The sequence below is a fragment of the Paenibacillus thermotolerans genome, from assembly GCF_028745515.1.
In the GTDB taxonomy this organism is placed as follows: domain Bacteria; phylum Bacillota; class Bacilli; order Paenibacillales; family YIM-B00363; genus Paenibacillus_AE; species Paenibacillus_AE thermotolerans.
Map to the genome: position 1 here is coordinate 110,243 of NZ_JAQZSG010000013.1, position 15,919 is coordinate 126,161.

17 protein-coding genes are annotated in these 15,919 nt (G+C 54.7%); 2 read left to right on the forward strand and 15 right to left on the reverse strand.

What is annotated here, in order from left to right:
- Positions 1 to 49 precede the first annotated feature (49 nt).
- The 11 genes from PT964_RS13145 to PT964_RS13195 all read right to left on the reverse strand — a co-directional run bounded on the left by PT964_RS13145 (position 50) and on the right by PT964_RS13195 (position 10,334).
- Positions 50 to 1,087 carry a sensor histidine kinase gene (locus PT964_RS13145; protein ID WP_274363809.1) on the reverse strand — a complete coding sequence of 346 codons (1,038 nt, stop codon included), beginning with the start codon at positions 1,085 to 1,087 and terminating at the stop codon, positions 50 to 52.
- Positions 1,084 to 1,821 (reverse strand): response regulator transcription factor, encoded by a 738-nt coding sequence (locus tag PT964_RS13150; protein ID WP_274363832.1) that lies wholly within the window; start codon positions 1,819 to 1,821, stop codon positions 1,084 to 1,086. Before PT964_RS13150 ends, PT964_RS13145 begins: the two co-directional genes overlap by 4 nt.
- 158 nt (positions 1,822 to 1,979) lie before the next feature.
- Complete coding sequence (locus PT964_RS13155; RefSeq protein WP_274363810.1) at positions 1,980 to 2,888, reverse strand: fumarylacetoacetate hydrolase family protein; 909 nt, start codon at positions 2,886 to 2,888, stop codon at positions 1,980 to 1,982.
- A 39-nt stretch (positions 2,889 to 2,927) separates the two neighbouring features.
- Positions 2,928 to 3,920, reverse strand: coding sequence for a DUF4432 family protein (locus PT964_RS13160; RefSeq protein ID WP_274363811.1), 993 nt, complete (start codon positions 3,918 to 3,920; stop codon positions 2,928 to 2,930).
- A 21-nt stretch (positions 3,921 to 3,941) separates the two neighbouring features.
- Positions 3,942 to 4,271 carry a cupin domain-containing protein gene (locus PT964_RS13165; RefSeq protein ID WP_274363812.1) on the reverse strand — a complete coding sequence of 110 codons (330 nt, stop codon included), beginning with the start codon at positions 4,269 to 4,271 and terminating at the stop codon, positions 3,942 to 3,944.
- The gene (locus PT964_RS13170) at positions 4,268 to 5,308 is read right to left on the reverse strand and encodes a zinc-dependent alcohol dehydrogenase (RefSeq protein ID WP_274363813.1); all 1,041 of its coding nucleotides are present in this window, start codon (positions 5,306 to 5,308) and stop codon (positions 4,268 to 4,270) included. The genes PT964_RS13165 and PT964_RS13170 overlap by 4 nt, the downstream gene beginning before the upstream one ends.
- A gap of 12 nt (positions 5,309 to 5,320) precedes the next feature.
- Positions 5,321 to 6,109: an SDR family NAD(P)-dependent oxidoreductase gene (locus PT964_RS13175; protein WP_274363814.1), complete on the reverse strand. Its 789-nt coding sequence runs from the start codon at positions 6,107 to 6,109 to the stop codon at positions 5,321 to 5,323.
- Positions 6,110 to 6,134: 25 nt separating this feature from the next.
- Positions 6,135 to 7,253 (reverse strand): mandelate racemase/muconate lactonizing enzyme family protein, encoded by a 1,119-nt coding sequence (locus PT964_RS13180; RefSeq protein ID WP_274363815.1) that lies wholly within the window; start codon positions 7,251 to 7,253, stop codon positions 6,135 to 6,137.
- Positions 7,254 to 7,273: 20 nt separating this feature from the next.
- Positions 7,274 to 8,113 carry a carbohydrate ABC transporter permease gene (locus tag PT964_RS13185; protein ID WP_274363816.1) on the reverse strand — a complete coding sequence of 280 codons (840 nt, stop codon included), beginning with the start codon at positions 8,111 to 8,113 and terminating at the stop codon, positions 7,274 to 7,276.
- A complete protein-coding gene (locus tag PT964_RS13190; RefSeq protein ID WP_274363817.1) occupies positions 8,100 to 8,978 on the reverse strand; it encodes a carbohydrate ABC transporter permease in 879 nt (292 codons plus the stop codon). Before PT964_RS13190 ends, PT964_RS13185 begins: the two co-directional genes overlap by 14 nt.
- A gap of 3 nt (positions 8,979 to 8,981) precedes the next feature.
- Positions 8,982 to 10,334 carry an ABC transporter substrate-binding protein gene (locus PT964_RS13195; RefSeq protein WP_274363818.1) on the reverse strand — a complete coding sequence of 451 codons (1,353 nt, stop codon included), beginning with the start codon at positions 10,332 to 10,334 and terminating at the stop codon, positions 8,982 to 8,984.
- Positions 10,335 to 10,547: 213 nt separating this feature from the next.
- On the opposite strand from PT964_RS13195, the gene PT964_RS13200 reads away from it, so the two are divergent.
- Positions 10,548 to 11,213 (forward strand): GntR family transcriptional regulator, encoded by a 666-nt coding sequence (locus PT964_RS13200; protein WP_274363819.1) that lies wholly within the window; start codon positions 10,548 to 10,550, stop codon positions 11,211 to 11,213.
- Positions 11,214 to 11,475: 262 nt separating this feature from the next.
- Here the strand turns inward: PT964_RS13200 and PT964_RS13205 are convergent, their stop codons facing one another.
- From PT964_RS13205 to PT964_RS13220, 4 genes are all read right to left on the reverse strand, one after another.
- Positions 11,476 to 12,207 carry a DUF6081 family protein gene (locus PT964_RS13205; protein ID WP_274363820.1) on the reverse strand — a complete coding sequence of 244 codons (732 nt, stop codon included), beginning with the start codon at positions 12,205 to 12,207 and terminating at the stop codon, positions 11,476 to 11,478.
- Positions 12,208 to 12,226: 19 nt separating this feature from the next.
- On the reverse strand, positions 12,227 to 13,150 hold the full coding sequence (locus tag PT964_RS13210) for a prenyltransferase (protein ID WP_274363821.1): 924 nt from the start codon (positions 13,148 to 13,150) through the stop codon (positions 12,227 to 12,229).
- Positions 13,151 to 13,309: 159 nt separating this feature from the next.
- Positions 13,310 to 13,858: a histidine phosphatase family protein gene (locus PT964_RS13215; protein WP_274363822.1), complete on the reverse strand. Its 549-nt coding sequence runs from the start codon at positions 13,856 to 13,858 to the stop codon at positions 13,310 to 13,312.
- 55 nt (positions 13,859 to 13,913) lie between these two features.
- A complete protein-coding gene (locus PT964_RS13220; protein ID WP_274363823.1) occupies positions 13,914 to 15,143 on the reverse strand; it encodes an MFS transporter in 1,230 nt (409 codons plus the stop codon).
- Between the two features lie 164 nt (positions 15,144 to 15,307).
- Between PT964_RS13220 and PT964_RS13225 the strand changes: the two genes are divergently transcribed.
- The gene (locus PT964_RS13225) at positions 15,308 to 15,835 is read left to right on the forward strand and encodes a PadR family transcriptional regulator (protein WP_274363824.1); all 528 of its coding nucleotides are present in this window, start codon (positions 15,308 to 15,310) and stop codon (positions 15,833 to 15,835) included.
- Positions 15,836 to 15,919: the final 84 nt, after the last annotated feature.

Below are 15,919 nucleotides of genomic sequence, written 5' to 3' on the forward strand. Positions count from 1 at the left end.
AAATAGGGCTTATCTATTTCTTAATGGTTTCTTAAAAAGGATCCGCGCTTTATGTGGCTTTGGGAATGGCGACTACGAACGATGTACGTTTCCACGGCTCGCTCTCCGCCCAAATCCGGCCCCGGTGCTTCTCTGTGAGCGCTTTGGCGATGGAAAGCCCCAGTCCGCTGCCGCCGCTGCCCGTTGTTCTCGCCCGATCGCCCCGGAAGTTTCTTTCGAACACGCGGGGAAGATCGGCCGGCGCGATGCCCGGACCGCTATCCCAGATATGAAGCCGGTATTCGCGATTGCGTTCGTGTTCGTGTCCGTGTTCGCACAGCTCTATGCCGATGGTTTTACCCTCTTGTCCGTGGCGGATCGCATTTTTGACGATGTTGTTTATGATTCTTGCGATGCTTAACCGGTCTGCGATAATGGGGCACGGATGCTCCGGAATGCGGATGTGCGGCTCCATCCCGTGCTTCTTCAGCTCCGGCATAAAGCCGATGACGGTCTCGCGGACGATTTCCGCGAAGTCGTGGACTTCTTCGGTTAGAGGCAATTCGTCCGCGTCCAGTCTGGCCATCGTAAACATTTCGTCGATCATCTCTTTTAGGGCGTTTGCTTTTGCGGAGACGATGTCCAGGTATTGCTGCCTTTCCTGCTCGGTCGCGGGGACATCGTCCTTCAGCGCATCAAGGTAACCGATGATCGAGGTGAGCGGCGTGCGGATATCGTGCGAAATGCCGGAGAGCAGGCTTTTTCGCGCCGCCTCGGATTTCACCGCGGAAACTTGCAGCTGTTCGAGCTGCTCGATCAACTCGTTAATCGTGAAGATGACCTCGTTCCAGTCCCGGTCCTCATTGGCGAGCAGCCGGGTTTTCCAGTTTCCGCCCGCTGCCCGGCTGAGGTCGTCGGCCATCCGCCTGATGCCGGCGCTTGAGCTGCGGGATTGGACCAGCAGGAGGACGGTAGTCGCTGCGAGCGCCGTGACGGCGGCCCATACGAGCGGGTTGTCGTTCCCGGTGTCGCGGATGAGAGCGGCTGCCAATACGAGCAGCAAGACGCATTGGAGCAAGATGAGGGCTAGATGTCTGGTATGGTTCATGGCTTGCCGCCCGCTCCCGTAAATTTGTAGCCGATGCCCCACACCGTCTGGATCCATTGCGGGTCGGACGGGTCGGCTTCGATCTTCGTGCGAAGCTTGCGGATGTGCACCATGACCGTATTGTCGTCTTCGATGTAGCTGCTGTCCCAGACGTTGCGGAACAGCTGCGACTTCGTAAACACCTGCTCTGGGTGGGAAGCCATGAACTTGAGCAGCTCGAACTCTTTGGCGGTTAGGGGAACTTCCTCGCCGCGGACGGTTACGGCGTATTTTTTCAGGTCGATCGCGAGGCCGTCGAAGACGATCGCCGATTTGTCCTGCGCCGTTCCGGGGGTTCCGTTGCTGCTGTTGCTATTGCTTCCGAGCACCAGAAACCTTCGCATCAGCGCTTTGACACGTGCTACGACCTCGGCGATGCTGAACGGCTTGGTGATGTAATCGTCGGCGCCGATGCTTAAGCCTACGATTTTGTCCACCTCTTGGTCTTTGGCCGTCAGCATCAGGATCGGGACGTTCGATCGGTTTCGGATCGCTCTGCACACCTCGATTCCGTCGGTCTTCGGCATCATGAGGTCCAGTATGACGAGATCGTAGCTGTGGCGTTCGAACAGCCGCAGCGCTTCCTCCCCGTCCGCCGCCGTATCCGCCGCGTACAGCTCGCGTTCCATATATTTTTTTAGCAGCTCCCGGATCTCCCGCTCATCGTCGGCAATTAGTACCCGAACTTCCCGTATCGTCACGATTTCACCCGATTTCTACTATCTATCGTTAATGATTCATAGCATTTATTTTCAGTATGCTTGAATATTCGGCTTCGTTCAACTTACTTGTCGCTTGAGCGCATACAAAAAGCCAACCGGACAAGAAGTCTGGTTGGCTGAAACTCAAGGCTTTAAACGGCGGGCTCGGATTTCATCACGTTCGTCAAGGAGCCGAGCTTCTCGATCTCGATCGTCACGACGTCGCCGTCCTGCAGGTACACCTGACGCTCGGGCGGGTAGCCCATGACGACGCCCTCCGGAGTTCCCGTCAGGATGACGTCCCCCGGCTCCAGCGTCATATGCTGCGACAAATAGCTGACGATTTCGTCGCACGCAAAGATCATATCGGACGTGTTCGAGTTTTGCCGCACTTCTCCGTTGACGATGCAGCGAATCTGCAGGACGTTCGGGTTGCCCACCTCGTCCGCCGTCACGAGATAAGGGCCGAGCGGCGAAAAGCCGTCCAAGCATTTGCCGAGGGCCCATTGCGACGTGCGCAGCTGCAAGTCCCGAGCCGACAAGTCGTTCACATTGCAATAGCCGAATACGTAATCGAGCGCCTTCTCCTTCGGCACATACTTCGCCTTAGAGCCGATGACGATGGCAAGCTCCGCCTCATAATCGACCTTTGCGCTGACCGGAGGCAAGTACACGATGTCCCCGTGTGCGCTCAAGGTGTTATTGAACTTATGGAACACAATCGGATATTCCGGTATCGGCGCACCCGTCTCCTCCGCATGTCGGCGGTAATTCAATCCGATGCAAATGATTTTATTCGGGCGCGTGACGCAGGGAGCGAAAGTCAGCTCGCTCTCAGGCAGCACGACGCCGTCCGGCTCCGCTGCGGAAGCGTCGGCCAACCGGCGAAGCAGCGCAAGCGCAGCCTCCCCGCCGGCAATCGCTTCTTGCGCGTCCGCAGGCACCCGCTCCGCCGTAACGCCGCCGAACTTCCGGAACGCGGCTTCTACATCCGCCACGCCCCGTTCGGTCAGCATCCCCAGCTTTACACCGCTATCCGTTTTAAAATGAAGCAATTTCATTCTCTCATTCCTCCTGCTCTATCCGTAATCCGCGGCGGCTTAGGACACGTTCCCGTCCCGATCGACAGCCTTCACAGCTTCCAATCCTTCATAAACGGTCGCAACGATCTCGCACTCCAGCGACGCCCCCGCCGCAAGAATCGAATGCGTGCCTTGCCGAACGCCGTCGTTCACGCTGACCGGGTATCCCGAGCAAGGCTCCAAAATGACCGTATTCAAGCTCCGCCAGCCGCCGTACGACGCGAACAGCCAGCAATGCGGCAGCTTCGACTTATCGTACGACAATGCGAAGCCGATCCGCTCCTTCGTATGAGTAAGCGCGCACCAGCCGTCCTCCGTATCCATCGCGTACTGAAACTCGCTTACGCCCGAGGATGCCGGGAGCACCTGCCGCATATCGTGCCGGTTGCCCGACGCGTCGCTCGCGTAAGGCCAATTGTACGTTTGCCCCGTTTCGCCGAAACGCGGCGATCCGAAGCCTTCCACATATACTTTGGAAGGCGGCAGATCGATCCGGCTGTGCTCGTCGACCGCCATCGCCGCATGCAGCTTCCACAAATACGGAAGCGGCCCCGTGCCGTTGTTCGCAATCCGGTGGCTGAACCGCAGCTTCGATTCGCCCGCCCGCAGCGTAATCGTCTTCTCTACGCGGCATGCGCTGATCGGCGTCTCGGTCCACAGCTTAACGACCGCCTCACCGGGACCCGCTTCAACGACCGCATATTGCCACGGCAGCGTCCAAATTTCCCCATGGTCCGGATACGCTTCTCCTTCGATCGTTTCCGGAATGTCGTTCGGGAACAGCTCGTCCCAGCCGCCGAAAAACTGATCGTCGTACACCGTATGAAAAGGAAGCTGCCGCGGCTTCAGCCGCGGATTTTGCCACAACAAATCTTTGCCCTTCGGTTTATAAGTAAGCTGCCACAGCTTCGCGCCCAAATCGGGCATAATGACGACCTTCAGCAGCTCGTTCTCCAGAATGACCGTGCGAATATCGCGGTATGTCCAATCCGTATCGACGCTCACCGTCATGCGCAAACAGCTCCCTTCGACTTAACGCTCCGTTACGGTTGCAAGCAAATCCTCACGCAACGGCGTAAACACTTCAAGTACGACCGCATCCTCCAGCGCTTCTACGGAATGCACGGCGCCGCCCGGCACATACAGCTGCTCCTCCGGGCCGATGATATGCGTCTCCCCGTTCACGGTAAGCGCCAATTTGCCGCTGATGACGAACGTAATCTGTTCATGAGGGTGCGAGTGAGCCGCACCGCTCGAACCCGCCTGAAACCGGATGACCATGCTCATCAGATGCTGCCCCGGCTCGAATATTTTGCGGCGGATGCCTTCTCCCGCGTTCTGCCACTCTCCGAATTTCGTCACTTGCCGCCACCCCCCGGCTTCAAAAGCACCTTGGATACGCTGCCCGGCGACTTGATCAGCCGCTCGAACCATTCGGCGCCATCCTCGAGCGGCGCCTCCACGACGCCTTCGGGAAGCCAAATTTTTCGTTCCGTCAACCAGCGCAGCGCCGTCCGGAAGTTCATCTCCGAGTACGCGAAGGAGCCGGTTAACGAAATTTCGCTGCGAATCATCAGGTTGACCGGCAAAGGCGACTCTTCTTCATGCAGTCCGGTAAACACGACGCGACCTCCCGAGGCGCATGCCTGTACGCACTGACGGCGAGTTATCTCCGCCCCGACCGCATCCACCGCGATGTCTGCGCCGCGGCCGCCTGTCAGCTCGCGGATTGCTTCGAGCGTATCTCCGTCGGCCGGGCAGATCGTCGCGGAAGCGCCCAGACGTCCGGCAATCGCCAGCCGGTCGCGGTTCATATCGACGGCAATGACCTGCTTCACGCCGTACTGGAGAATCGCTTGAAGCGCCAACAAGCCGATCGGCCCCATGCCGACCACAAGTACCGTATCCGTCGGCTTCGCGGCCGCCAGCTCGGCGACGCGAACGGCGCAGGCGACCGGCTCGGTCAGCGCCGCTTCGCGCAGCGAAAGGCTTTCCGGCACCTTGTGTACGAAAGCGGCCGGAATCTTCACATATTCCGCGTTGCTCCCCGGGAGCGCTGCGGACAGCAGCTTGCGTTCTCCGCACAGCTGCTGGCGGCCGCTCAAGCACTTCTCGCAGCGCCCGCACGTCACGAGCGGATTTGCCGTAACCCGATCGCCGATCCGCCATACGCCGGCAGCCTCGACCGCACGGCCCATCCCGGCAATCGTGCCGGCAAACTCGTGTCCGAAAATCATCGGCGGCTTGCGAAGCGAGTTTTTGCCTAGAAAGCCGCTTAGCTCCGAGCCGCAAATCCCCGAATAGGCGACTTTAATCAATATTTCATGCTCATCCGGAACGGGAGCTTCCACTTCCCGAACATTCATCGCCGAAGGTCCTTCATAAACCAGCGCTCTCATGCTGCAGCCTCCTTAGAATGTTATCGACAACCCGCCGTCGACCGGCACTACGGCTCCGCACATATAGGAAGCATCCTCCGAAGCGAGGAACGCAATGACTCCGGCCGCTTCCTCCGGCTGTCCTTGCCGCTGCTGCGGAATCTTCTTTCTTCCTACATAAATATCCTTGAACCAGTCCGTCTCATGTTCGTTAACCCCGTCCACAACCGACATCGGCGTCTCGATAAAGCCGAGGGCGACGGAATTGACGCGAATCCCGTGCTCCATTAATTCAAGGGCCGTATTCCGCGTCAATTGATCCAACGCGCCCTTGCCGGCGTTATAATGCGACGACTCCTCCAGCGCGCGGCTGGAGTTGATGGAGGAAACGTTGACGATCTTCCCCTTGACGCCTTGTTCGATCATGCGGCTCGCCGCTTCCTTCGTGCAAAAATAAGTGCCGCTGACGATCACGTCGAAAATTTTCCGCCATTCCTCCCAGCTCGTTGCCATAAACCGGCCGGGCGTAAAAATCGCCGCATTGTTCACCAAAATATCGATCTGCCCGTAAGTCTGCACCGTAAGATCCATCAGGTTGCGCACCTGCTCCGCATCCGCAACGTCCGCCGGCACGAACAGCGCCTCGAACCCCGCAGCGCGCAGCGAATCGACCGCCTTCGTCCCGACCTCCGCCCGTCGGCCGGTAATGACGACGCGAGCGCCTTCCGACGCCAGACGGCGGGCGACAGCCAGTCCGACCCCCGTCGCGCCGCCGGTAATGACGGCAACCTTCCCTTCAAATCTTCGCAATCCTTGTTCCATCGTTCATCCTCCCTTGTAACAAATTTTAGAGAACTCTGTATTTTTCGATCACCGCTTCGTCTAATGTAATTCCGAGTCCGGGGCGATCCGGTATGTGCACGTATCCGTCCTTAAACACGATCGGCTCCTTTACAAGCTCCCGGCTGAGCGGCGAAGTGGAGACCGTGTGCTCGATCAAGAAGCCGTCAGGGATCGACGCTGCAAAGTGGGTGCTCGCCGCAACCAACACTCCCGTCTTAAAAGCATGCGGAACGACCTTCTTGTGCCGTTCATGCGCCAGGTGCGCGATTCTCCGCCCTTCCGTCAATCCGCCGCAGCGGCCGAGATCCGGCTGAATAATATCGAGGCGGCCCTCGTCAAGCAGTCTGCGGAACGCCAAGGTGCCGCTTTCCTGCTCGCCGCCGGCAATATAAAGACTCGTACGGTCCGCCAGCTCGCGGTAGCCGTCCAGATTGTCCGGATGAAGCGGCTCTTCCAGCCAAAAAACCCCGTACTTCTCATAAATTTCAGCCATCTTCAAGGCGCCCTTCAAGTCCCAGGCCAACCCGCCGTCGATCATAATGTCGATGTCCGGACCGACCGTTTCGCGGATGACCCGAATTTGCTCCGCGTCGAACCGCGCATTTTGCCCGATCGGGCCCCAGCCGAACTTCATCGCTTTGTAGCCTTGGCCTGCATATCGTTCCGCCAGCTCGGCCGCTTCGGCGATCGTGTGCGGCATGAGCGAGCTTGCGTACGCTTTCAACTTTTTGTGATACGTGCCGCCCATCGCCTCGGAAACCGGAATGCCGTGCTTCTTGCCGATAATGTCCCACAGCGCCATATCGACGCCGCTGATGGCGTGCACTGCGGGTCCGGAACGCCCGAAGTAGATGGTGCCCTTGTACATCTTCTCCCACAGCCGCTCGACCTCGAGCGGATTTTCGCCGATCAGAAGGCTGCGCAGCCCCGTCGCGATCGAGTGGGACGGCGGAGCGTCCACGGCTGCCTTCGCCACAAGCGGCACGGAGTCGACCTCGCCGACGCCCGTAATGCCTTCGTCGGTATGAATGCGGATCAGGAGCGTATCTTGGGTTCCGTCGCATCGGGTCGCATCAAGGTCGGGCAATTTGAGATAGATCGCTTCGATTTCGGTAATTTTCATAGTTATCTCTCCTCTTGTTGTTAGCCTTTTACCGCTCCGGCCGTCAAACCTTCCACGAACGATTTCTGCCCGATAAAATACATAATAGCGATCGGCAGCGTGGAAATAATGAGACCCGCCATCGTTACCGGAATATTCAAGGTGTATTTCGATTTAAACACGGTTAAGCCGGTCATCAGCGTCTTCAGCGTATCATCCTGCAAAAAAATGACGGAAATAAGCAGCTCGTTCCACACCCAAACCGAGTTCACGATCATCAACGTAATAAACGCAGGCAATGAGGTCTGCACTACGATTCGAAACAAAATTTGCAGCAAGTTGCAGCCGTCGATCATCGCTGCCTCGATAATTTCATCCGGAATCGCGCGAAAAAAATTCGAAAGCAAGTAGATGGAGAACGGGAGCAAAAGCCCCGTGTATATCAATATGACGCCGAATTGCGAGTTAATCATGCCCGCCCGCGACATCATGCCGAACAGCGGAATGACCATAACGACCGGGGGAACGATCATCAACGCGATGACGACGTTCATCACCCATTTCTTACCGGGAAAACGGATTTTCGCGACCGCATAGCCCGCCAAGACGGCAAGAACGAGAGTCAGCGCAACGGAGCCGAAGGTTAAAATCGTGCTGTTCAAAAACCACTTAATAAAGTTGTCCTGTGCAAACACGGTGCCGAAATTATCGAACGTAAACGCGCCGGGCAGCCCGAATTTATTGGCAACATAGTCGTTCTGGGTTTTAAAGGCCGTGACGATCATGAAGTAGATCGGGAACAACGCCATAATTGTGAGAAAGAGCAGTATTACTTTCTGGACGGTAAATCCGGCCCAGCCGATCGAATTAGTGCGCTGCATCCTCTTCACCCCTTCTCATTCTCAGCTGGAGGAATACAAACACCAGACTTGCGGCCAGCAGCACTACGCTGACAGCGCTCGCCATGCCGATGTTCTGAAATCGGAAAGCCGTCTGGTATATAAACAGCTCGGTCACATTCGTGCTTTGGCCCGGGCCGCCGCCCGTCATCACGTACACATACCCGAAGATGCCGCTCATCATCGTAATCATCGAGATGGTGAAATAAAATTCGATGATGTGCCAAACTTCCGGAATCGTAACGTCACGGTGCCGCTGCCACCAGTTCGCGCCGTCAAGCGTCGCCGCTTCGTACAGCTCCGCAGGGATCGACAGCATGCGCGAGAGGAACAGCACGATTCCAAAGCCGACTTCCTTCCAAATAATGACGGACATGAGCGAGAATAAGGCGAGCTTGGGGTTTCCAAGCCAATCCAGCGCCAGCGCCCCAAGCCCGATGCTTCGCAGCAGTTCGTTCAATATTCCGTTCAATTGATAAATATATCCGAATACGATGCCTGCAATCGGAACCGCCAATATATAAGGAAAAAACAAGACGGTTCGATAAAGCTTCCAGCCTTTAATTTTTTCGTGAAGAAAAATAGCGACAAACAAGGAGACTGCGATCATAATCGGCACTGCGAGAAGCAGCTTCGCATTGTTGAGCAGCACCGTCAAAAAAGCATCGTTCTTGAACAACAGCTGGTAGTTCCGCAGCCCAACATATTTAGTGACCGGGCCAACAACGGTCGAAAAGCTATACTGAACGTTCTTGGCCACGGGATACAGAAATACGAAGAGAATCACCAGCAAAGACGGTAAAAGAAGCAGATATGCATAGATGGCGTTTTTGCGGGTGCTGTTCATAGCTTATTCAACCCATTTCTGATAGTAAGTTACCATGTCAGGCGTCATTTCTCTCCATTGAGCGGAGATGTCGTTCATCAGCTGCGCAATGTCCTCCGGAGTTTTTTCGCCGGTCAGCAGCTGCTGAACGCCCGAAAGTACGGACTGCTCTTCGACCATGGAAGGTATGAAGTTTTCCAGGTTCACGCTCGGCTTCGCCTTAACCATCTCGAATATTTGCTTCATCTGCGGGGTGGCGATTTTGTTCGGGTCGAACCGGTCATCGGCCGGGAATACGCCGGTCTTCTCGTACCAAGCGTCCAAACGATCCTGCGTATGCATAAAGATCAGGAATTGTGCGGCCTCTTCCTTATGCTCGGACCAGGACGTGATCCCGAAGCCTTGGGCCGTTACCGTGATCGTATCTGCCATTGCGCCGGTGCCGTAAGTAGGAACGTTCATGATGCCGATTTTGTCCTCGCCGATATCCTTGATCCATTGCGGGAAGAACGTATCGTTGCCGAATACCATCGCTGCTTTCCCGGTTGCGAACAATTCTTGTCCTTGCTGGTAGTCCAGAGAAAGCGCATCGTCGTTCATATAGCCCTTCTCTTTCAGCTCCGCGATTTTCGTCAGCCACTCCGAATATTTCGAATCTTTGAAGTCGGCTTCCCCGACCACCGCTTTAATCAAATCCTGATGGCTGTCGAGATTTTGCTTGCCGAGCAGCTGCCACATCCATCCGCCGAGCCAGCCGTCCTTGAGGCCTACCGCGAGCGGAATATATCCGGCTTGCTTAATTTTCTCGTTCGCCGCCATAAACTCGTCCCATGTTTTCGGAGGGTTGTTCGGGTCAAGCCCCGCCTTCTCGAACACGTCTTTCCGGTACGGAATCGCATTGTCGCTCAAATACCAGGAGGTGCCCCATACTTTGCCGTCATATGTGCGCTCGCTGGTATTGATATAATGAGAGAGCTCGTCCTGAGGAATATAGTCGCTTACAGGAACGATCACGTTGCTCCATGCGTTCTCCAGCGTCCAAACACCGCCCCAGAAATATTGGATGTCGGGACCTTGCCCGGCCATCGCCGCCGCCTTGAAAGCAGGGACGAGCTGGTCCGTCGACTGGAGCACGGTCTTAATTTTGATGCCCGGATTCGCTTCTTCGAATTTTTGAACCGTTTCATCCATCCAGGCTTGCGCTCCCGGCGCCTCTTGGTCTCCCCACCACCATACGGTCAGTTCCTTCGTTTCTCCGCCGGCCGCGCCTTCCTGCGAAGGTTCGCCCGCCGTTTGTTCCGGCTTCGAGCCGCCCGAGCAGCCCGCAAGAATGGCGATCATCAAAACTAAAGCTACGATAAACCCCTTTTTCAACATTACATCCTCTCCCCTTTTCTCTCTTCTTGAATAATTGGCGAATAAACGCTTACATTTCCATTAACATTGTAAAACTCGTAAATGTTGATTGTCAACAATATTTACTGTAAAATAATATTGTTAACAATTATAAAACACGCTGTGTTTTTCATCTGCCGCCAGCTATAATCGTTATTAGATTACCTCAAGGTAATTTCGAGGGAGAGAAGCGTCGTGAGCGAATTTACATTTAAGCAACAAGCCAATGTATCCTTACGCGAAAAAGTGACGAACGACTTGCGGGAAGCGATACTAAACGGATATATTCAGCCCGGCCAACGGATTAAAGAGCAGGAGATCGCAGCGCAGATGGGAATTAGCCGCGGTCCGGTCCGGGAAGCGATTCGGCATTTGGAGCGGGAAGGATTATTGATTTCTTATCCGTACAAGGAAACCGTAGTAGCCGATCTGAACGTCGACGAGGTGCAGCAAATTTTGCTGCCGATCCGGTTTCATATCGAGTCTTTCGTATTGAAGCGGTATGCCGGTAAAGTTGACGAGGCGTTCTACAGCCGGCTGCAATCGATCATCGACCGTATGCAATCGGCCGTGGATTCCGGAAATCCGTCCGTATTGGTGGAATTGGATATCGAATTCCATGAGACGATCATTTCGCTGGCTGTCGAGCGTACCGTCTTCATTACTTGGCGCAGCATCGTCAATCAAATCAGGCTTCACTTTTCCAAAAACCTGCGCTTTCAATACGACCAAATCGTCTCCGACCACCAGAAGCTGCTAGACGCTTTAAAGACGAAGGATCCGGACCTCATCCAGGCGGCCATGACTCAGCACCTTACCAGTGAAGACAGTCTCCTTTGTTTTATGCCGGAGCGGTCTTGAAGCAAGCTAAGCTCAAAATCGGAACTTATCCCCGGGATGATCCGTTTTTGAGCTTTTTACATTGAAAAAAACTCCCGCTGAACCATCGACGTCCATTGAAGTATGTTGCGTTGGACACCGAAATTTTGAACGAAGAATCGTATAAAGCGGTGAAAACAATTGCAGGATCATGAAGCATTCTGTATGTGAATTGGTCAGTCGTAGAAAAAAAAGCTCCCACCCAGCCGTTCCGCTGAGTAAGAGCTCTCTTTCGCACCTGCCATTAATCCGTGATCGTGACCGTGACCGGAGACCATTCGCCGATGACCGTCTGCCCGTGCACCGACACGCTTCCTTCGGGGCCGATATCCTTCTCCGTCATAATGCCGAGCGCGATCGTGAACTTGTTGAATTTCACCGGAATATCGGTTTCGCGCCGCACCTCTTCCCCATTCACATAGAACACTGCCTCGTCGTTCCCGCGGTGGTACGTGATCTTATACGTGTTGAACTCCCGCGGCTTGAAGTTCGTATCCTCCCTAAAGATGCAGAAATACCGCGTCTTATCCGTCTCAGGCACCTTAACGCCTGGAAACTGCAGCACCGCATAAACGCTCGCATACTTATCGTTGCCGGCAAAGAAGTCGAGCGCTCCTCCCGTCGTGAAATCGAGAAGATTAAGCGAAACATAGCCGTCGTACAAGTCCCCCGGCGTCGTATTTTGGCTGCGGGCGCGAATTTGGAGCTCGAAGCTCACCTCGCCCTGCTCCGGCACCTCGACCTCCTCTACGGAGTAATACATATGTTTGGCATTGTCCAAAATTTGAATTTGATCGTGCTTGCGGCTGAGCGGGGCCCGAACGTATAAAATACCGTTGCGGACGATCACGACCGCATTCGGCTCCCGATACGTCCAGAATGTGCCGTCCTGAAGCGGAAATCCGCCCATCTTCCATACTTTCCCTTCTTCAAGAATCGTATGGAAATCGCCGAAAACCTTTTGCCGCTGTGACATATTGAAACGCCTCCGTATATTATGGGATCATTCCTTGCAACAATAACGATAGGAACATAACGGTTCCGCAAATTTGAGCGGCCTTCAGCGCAGCGCCCATAAGCGGCAAATACGCTCTCGGCTCGTTCTCCGGCCCGAGCTGCCGGTATACTTTAATAAGCGGCGCCGCACCCGCCAGACCGGCCAGGCTGTACCAAGGCAGCGCTCCAAGCGGGACGCAGCCGATCAATACGATAAAGGCGGCGGCGGCGAGACACTTCGAGAAGGCTAGTCCCCGCTTCTCGCCCCAAAGAACGACAAGCGTTCGCTTGCCCGATGCCTTGTCCGCCTGCCAATGAAGAAAATGATGATTGAACAGAACGAGCGTCGTAAGCAGTCCGATCGGCAGTGAGACCCACAATGCCCGAACGTCGAACGCCCCCGTCTGCACGAAATAGGTGCCGGTTACCGGCAGCACGCCGAACGAAAGCAGAATCGCCAGCTCGCTGTAGCCCTTCCCCCGGTAGCCGAACTTAAGCGGCGGAGCGACGTAAAAATAGGCGATCAGCGCACCGGCGACGGCGAATGCAAGCACCCACCAGCCGCTGGCCATGCTGAGCACCGCCCCGCATACGAACGCGACCGCGAAAATGGCCCAGGTTACGGTCGCGAACGATTTCTCGGGGATGCGCCCGCCGGTGAGAAAGCCGGAATTGGTGGAGATGGCGGCGGCCGTTTCCTTCGCGGCGACGTCCACACCGTTGCGGTAGTCCCACAGATCGTTGATCATATTGGAGAACAGGTGCGCGGCGGCCGCGCCGATCAAGGTGACCAAAAACAACCCCGTCCGGAACGTTCCGTCCCAACCAAAAGCCCCCGCCGCTCCTATAAGAACAGGTAAAATCATAACGGGGAGCACCCTGGAACGGGAAGCTTTCATCCACATATTCAGTTTGTCCTTCATGTATGAATTCCTTTCATAATTGAATAATTAATGTCCTAATAAATATAGCACCCTTACTGCGCATCTACCAAATGAAAAAGCTGCCGTAACCGGGATATTCCCGATTGCAGCAGCCTAACAGCCTTACAGCCTTACCAATATATAATTCCTACGAGCCTATTAAATCCCGCGTGTAAACGTATAAAGCTTCCCGTTCTCCGGGTACGAAAACTTCGGGCCGCGAAATCCTCTCTTGTCTAACTCCTTCTTCATCACGTCCATCAACGCACCGTGGCTGACGATCAATACATTCGCAGTCGGGTCCGCTCCGCCGATTACCTCGTCCAAAATACCGGCAATCCGCTCCTCGGCTGCCTTCATCTCCGCCCGCGCCTGACGATTGAATGACCATGTCACCCGCGCAATGACAGCCCACCATAGGAAAGGAAGCTTGATGCGGCTCTTTATTCGAGGCAGGGGGATTTCTCTCAATTCGGGCCTCTTCTCTATTTGTCCGCCGAACAAGCTCTCCGCCGTTTGCAGAGCCCTCGACAGGTCGCTGGATAAGCAACGGTCCCAGCGAATTCCGCCCAGTTCGGCGTTCCCTTTCTCAATCGGCGCCTCGTCGTACTCCGTAAACCAAGCCGCCAATTGTTCCGTAGAAACAAGCTTGAACGGCGAAGGATATTTCTTTATTACTTTATAATGCCGTACTAATCCGATGTTCATGTTCTGCCATCCTTTTTTTGCGAAATTGTTTCATTGTTGTTAATGATAAGTCCGATTACGGGGCCGAAGGCTGAATATCGCCGGCCGGAACTCTACGATTACGCTGCATGTATAAACAGAGACTGAAATTGATTAACGCAATGATATAAAAAAGGACCAGCATGACTAGCATTGCGCGAGCACCCCAGTATTGGAACGCAAACGTTCCCGCGATCGGTCCGATGAGCCGTCCCGAATAATTAAACGTACTGATTACCCCTTGATAAAAACCTCTCCGGTCGGGAGGAGCGATCCTCGAGGCGAGCGCAGGGATCGCCGGCCATATTATTATTTCCCCAATCGTTGCCAAAACCATTGCCGCTACAAACCGCCAATACGCATCGCCGCCAAGCAGCATCATAAACGAAGCGATAAGCATTCCCTGGCCCAGCCAAAAATGAAAACGTTCATTGCTTATGAGCTTGCCCAGCAGCATATTGAAAGGCTGCAGCAGAATGACAAGGCAGCCGTTAATCGTCCAGAGCAAGCTGTATAACGGACGATCATAGCCTATTTCCTTCATCAGAACGGGAATCGTGGTTTGCCATTGGATGTAGCTCATAAGCGTCAAAGTTAACCCGCTTCCCAGCATAAGAAGTATCGCCGTTCGCGCCCCGCCGCCCTGCCTCGCTTCCCCGCCGCCCGCATGCTCCGCTTCCTTCTCCCTCTTCTCCGGCCGCTTCCCTTTTACCCCCGTGAAGATCAGCAAAGCGCCGAGGAGAAAAAACATTGCGTTCAGTCCAAAAGAGTATGTAAATGAGACGGATGATACGATTCCGCCAATTGCAGTGCCGGCGGCCACACCGATATTTTGGAACAAATAGGTCAACTGAAACCCGCTTTTTCCTCCCTCCGGCCAAACCGAGCCGACGCTTGTTTGAAGCGCCGTCAGCATTGCGCCGATCAAACAATTCATTACCGCGAACGCGGTTATGAACACAATCCACTGTCCGTAGGCAGCGAGCGTTGCACTGGAAATAAAAATTCCGCATGCCGAAACCAGCATAATGATTTTTCCGCCGAAGCGGTCAGTCAGCATACCGCCCGCAAAACCTCCGACAATGGCCGCGCACGCTTCAACCGATAATACCATACCGGCCGTCGTTAACGGCTTGCCGAGCACCTCCGTTACATAAATCGACGTCAGCGGCCAAAGAAACGAATAACCGGCCATTGCAAGCAAACTAATCATGCAAAGCGCGGCCATCTGTTTCGGATACTTAAATGAAAACAATAATCTTGTCATAAGAACCACACCTCAAATGAATGATATATACCTCGAATCGATATATGATAATATACATCGATTAGAGGTATATATCAAGAGGGAGATTCGGCGGATTATTGCTTGTCTTCACTCTCTGCCCGTGCTAATATAAACCCGGTTCATGCCGAAGGAGGAAATTCAAAATGCTTGAGCTGGCGATATTGGGATTTTTGTATGAACGGCCTATGCACGGATACGAGCTGAAACAAAGCTTGAACCTGCTGACCGGGCATGTCCGCCCTGTAAGCGACGGAGCGTTATACCCCGCCATTTCCAGATTGGAGAAGAGCGGATTTTTAGTGAAAAAGCTGGAAGCCGGCAAGGCCGCCGCTCCCCGTCAAACCTTGACGATTACGAACATCGGGAAAGCTGAGCTGCTGCGCCGCTTGTCCGAACCGAGCGACCTCGATATTTCGGACCGTAACCGGTTCTTCACGGTGCTTTCGTTCCTGCGGTTTGCAAAGCTTGAAGACCAGCGGAGGGTGCTTGAGAGGCGTCTCCAGTTTTTAAACGCTGGTGTGAGCTTCTTCCAAGCGGACGGCAAGCCCGTCAAGCTGGAGGAAGAACAGGACCCTTATCGGAGGGGCATGCTTTTAATTGCCAAAGAAACGAAAAAAGTGGAACGGCAATGGCTGAAAGAAACTCTCGAATCGATGGACTTCCAGGGCTGACCGATGCATGAAAGAGCAGCCGGAGAAGCTTCAATAAACGCAATCGAGTAGATAGGGGCGGCTAGCCCCTGACCTCTCACACCA